This window comes from Paractinoplanes rishiriensis (assembly GCF_016862375.1).
GTDB classification, from domain to species: Bacteria; Actinomycetota; Actinomycetes; order Mycobacteriales; family Micromonosporaceae; genus Actinoplanes; species Actinoplanes rishiriensis.
Genome location: NZ_BOMV01000176.1, coordinates 1 through 911, shown reverse-complemented (window position 1 = coordinate 911; position 911 = coordinate 1). Strand labels below are relative to the sequence as shown.

Below are 911 nucleotides of genomic sequence, written 5' to 3'. Positions count from 1 at the left end.
AACTGCTCGCTGCCGTCGTCCTACCGCTGGTCGTCATCCGGCGTGCTGGCCCAGCCGCGGTCGGGCTGGGTGTCACTCAAAGACTTCACCACCGTCCCCTACAACGGCGGCCACCTCGTCTACGCCACCACCCACGACACCGGCACCTCGTGGGGCTCGATGAACTTCAGCGTCGTCAGCAACTTCTCGCAGTTGGCCTCGGCCACCCAGAACGCGATGTCGTCCGGCACCGTCGCGCCGTCGCTGTTCTACTTCGCACCCAAGAACATCTGGGTGCTGGCCTACCAGTGGGGCCCGTCGCCGTTCATGTACCGCACGTCGACCAACCCGACCAACGCGAACGGCTGGTCCGCCGCACAGCCGCTGTTCACCGGCAGCATCACCGGCTCCGGCACCGGCCCCATCGACCAGGCCGTTATCGGTGACGGCACGAACATGTACCTGTTCTTCGCCGGCGACAACGGCAAGATCTACCGGGCCAGCATGCCGATCGGCAACTTCCCGGGCAGCTTCGGCAGCAACTACACCACGATCATGAGCGACACCACGAACAACCTGTTCGAGGCCGTCCAGGTCTACAAGGTCCAGGGCCAGAACCAGTACCTGATGATCGTCGAAGCCATCGGCGCGAACGGCCGTTACTTCCGCTCCTTCACGTCGTCGAGCCTGGGCGGCACCTGGACCCCGCAAGCCGCCACCGAGAACAACCCGTTCGCCGGCAAGGCCAACAGCGGCGCCACCTGGACCAACGACATCAGCCACGGCGAACTCATCCGCACCAGCGCCGACCAGACCATGACCATCGACCCCTGCAACCTGCAACTGCTCTACCAGGGCCGCTCCCCGAACTCGGGCGGCGACTACGGCCTCCTGCCGTACCGGCCCGGCCTGCTGACCCTGCAGCGCTGACC

Annotated in this window: 1 protein-coding gene; it reads left to right on the top strand. The window is 65.9% G+C overall.

Annotated elements, in window-relative coordinates:
- Positions 1 to 909, top strand: a 909-nt coding sequence (locus Ari01nite_RS49485) for a non-reducing end alpha-L-arabinofuranosidase family hydrolase (RefSeq protein WP_275410976.1), incomplete at its 5' end; no start/stop codon positions are given.
- Positions 910 to 911: the final 2 nt, after the last annotated feature.